This is a genomic window from Mesorhizobium sp. M2A.F.Ca.ET.067.02.1.1 (assembly GCF_004023285.1).
Taxonomy (GTDB): Bacteria; Pseudomonadota; Alphaproteobacteria; order Rhizobiales; family Rhizobiaceae; genus Mesorhizobium.
The window spans coordinates 1-2,260 of sequence record NZ_RZSB01000871.1 but is presented as its reverse complement, the minus strand read 5'-3'; the positions used below and the strand labels follow the sequence as shown (position 1 = coordinate 2,260).

The 2,260-nt window shown below is 64.9% G+C and carries 3 protein-coding genes; 2 read left to right on the top strand and 1 reads right to left on the bottom strand.

What is annotated here, in order from left to right:
* Positions 1-203 precede the first annotated feature (203 nt).
* A complete protein-coding gene (locus EOA28_RS33050) occupies positions 204-521 on the top strand; it encodes a hypothetical protein (RefSeq protein ID WP_127249641.1) in 318 nt (105 codons plus the stop codon).
* A 27-nt stretch (positions 522-548) separates the two neighbouring features.
* Here EOA28_RS33050 and EOA28_RS33045 read toward each other — a convergent pair whose 3' ends face one another.
* A complete protein-coding gene (locus EOA28_RS33045; protein WP_245463402.1) occupies positions 549-1,253 on the bottom strand; it encodes a GntR family transcriptional regulator in 705 nt (234 codons plus the stop codon).
* A 68-nt stretch (positions 1,254-1,321) separates the two neighbouring features.
* Between EOA28_RS33045 and EOA28_RS33040 the strand changes: the two genes are divergently transcribed.
* On the top strand, positions 1,322-2,257 hold the full coding sequence (locus tag EOA28_RS33040; RefSeq protein ID WP_127249640.1) for a dihydrodipicolinate synthase family protein: 936 nt from the start codon (positions 1,322-1,324) through the stop codon (positions 2,255-2,257).
* Positions 2,258-2,260: the final 3 nt, after the last annotated feature.

Below are 2,260 nucleotides of genomic sequence, written 5' to 3'. Positions count from 1 at the left end.
TGGCCAGCGCTTCATAGAGCGCCTTGTTTACGAGGCGGAGCTTCACCATATCGAATCCAGGGAGTGATGATCTCCCGACGACAGACCGGAAACCAGAAGGAGCGACGTGATGAAGACGTCTGATCCGGCCTGGAGCCTTCCGGCACACTGAGGCGGCCGAATGTGCCTCCCTTGCCGGAATGCGAAGGCGAAGGAGGTGCCCCATGGCACGCGATTTTTCGTTTAAATGGATCATGCTTGTAGCCGTTGGCGCCCTGATGGCGATATCGGCAGTTCCGGCGCGGGCGCAAATCATCTGCGGCGGCCACAACTATCTGGTCGCGAGGCTGGCGGAGGCGTTCGAGGAGAAGCGGCTGGGCTATGGCGTGGCCGGCCAAGTCGCCATTTTCGAGGTGTTCGTCTCGGCAAGCGGAACCTGGACCATCCTGATGACCGACGTCAAAGGCCAGAGCTGCATCCTGGCAGCCGGCGAGGGATGGGAGGATACGCTGGCGACCGCGGTCGGGCAGCCGGGCGGCTGAGGACGCCTCGAGCAGGTGCTGTCCTGCTCAACGCGTCGCGGCGACCTCGGCGTGGCCGCGCAGCAGCGCCATCAGTTTCTTGGCGTCCTTGGCGGCGCCTTCCTCGTCGCCGTCGAGGATCGAGCGGATCAGCGCGACGTGGTGCTCGGCTGATTCGGCAAGACCGGTGTCGGCCTTGTAGCGGAACCAGAAGCGGCGGCTGTGGCTCTGCAGGGGGGCGGCCACTCGCGCCGCGAAGGGGTTGTCGGCGGCGATCGCCAGCGCTTCGTCGAGCGCCTTGTCGGCCTGGATGAAGGCAAGCACGTTGCCCGAGATCACCGCCTTCTGCATCGCGAGCGCCGCCTCGTGAAACAGGTCGGCGGCCTCGCGGGTGACGAAGCGAGCGGCCGAGCGGGCGAGCACGACCTCGATGCCGCGCCTGGCATCGAGCACCCGCAGCCAGTCGCCGGCGTGAAGCGGCGCGACTGCGATGCCGGCGCGGGGTCTTATGTCGAGAAGCCCTTCCCAGGCCAGCCGCTGGATCGCCTCTCGCACCGGCGTGCGTCCGAGACCCAGGCGATCGATCAGCGCGCCTTCGGTGACGAAGCTCGACGGCGCCAGCTCGAGCGTGACGATCATGTGCTCCAGCGCGCGATAGGCCTTGGTCGCCGCCGGCTCGAAGGGGGCGTTCGCATCAGCGGATATCAGCGGGGAGATCAATAGCAGGCTCCTGATATATTTTTCATATATCATAACGGATTCAGCGTTGACACGCCAATTCTTAATAGATATACGACTGATATATCAGAGGAGAAGTTGCCATGTGGACCGGAGTTTTCCCAGCGGTCACGACCAAATTCACCGCCGACGACCGCCTCGACCATGCCGAGATGGAGCGCTGCTACTCCCTGCAGATGGAGGCCGGCTGCGACGGCATCATCGTCTGCGGTTCGCTGGGGGAAGGGCCGATGCTGTCGCCTGACGAGAAGATCGAAGTGCTGAAGACGGCGCAGAAGGTCGCCGGCAAGAAGCCGGTGCTCTTGACCGTCAACGAGCCGGGTACCCGCGAGGCGGCGAGCATCGCGAAGCGCGCCGCCAGGGAAGGCGCCGACGGCCTTATGGTGGTACCGAGCCCGATCTACCACACCAATCCGGAAGAGACCGTCGCCGCCCTTCGTGCCGTAGCGGAAGCCGGCGACCTGCCAGTGATGATCTATTCCAACCGGCTCGCCTATCGCGTCGACGTCACCGTCGACCTGATGGAGGAGTTGGCGACCGACAAGCGCTTCGTAGCCATCAAGGAATCGTCCGACGACATCCGCCGATCGACCGAGATCATCAATCGCTTCGGCGATCGCTACGACCTATTCACCGGCGTCGACAATCTCGCCTTCGAGGCGCTCTCGGTTGGCGCCATCGGCTGGGTCGCCGGCCTGGTCACCGCCTTCCCGCGCGAGACCGTCGCGATCTACCAGCTGATGCGGCAGGGCCGCCGCGAGGAGGCGCTGGCGATCTACCGCTGGTTCCGGCCCCTGCTCGACCTCGATGTCTCGACCTATCTGGTCCAAAACATCAAGCTTGCCGAAGTGCTGGCGATCGGTACGAATGACCGCATGCGCATGCCGCGCCAGCCGCTGTCGGGCGAACGCCGCAAGGCGGTCGAGAAGGTCGTCCGGGACGCGCTGGCGGTGCGGCCGACGCTGCCGTCGCTCCAGACGTCTCCTCGATCGACTGACAGGCTGGTGGCGGCCGAATAAGGG

Coding starts and splice junctions, on each gene's coding strand:
- EOA28_RS33050 (WP_127249641.1), top strand. CDS start 204: ATGGCACGCGATTTTTCGTTTAAATGGATCATGCTTGTAGCCGTTGGC.
- EOA28_RS33040 (WP_127249640.1), top strand. CDS start 1,322: ATGTGGACCGGAGTTTTCCCAGCGGTCACGACCAAATTCACCGCCGAC.
- EOA28_RS33045 (WP_245463402.1), bottom strand. CDS start 1,253: ATGATATATGAAAAATATATCAGGAGCCTGCTATTGATCTCCCCGCTG.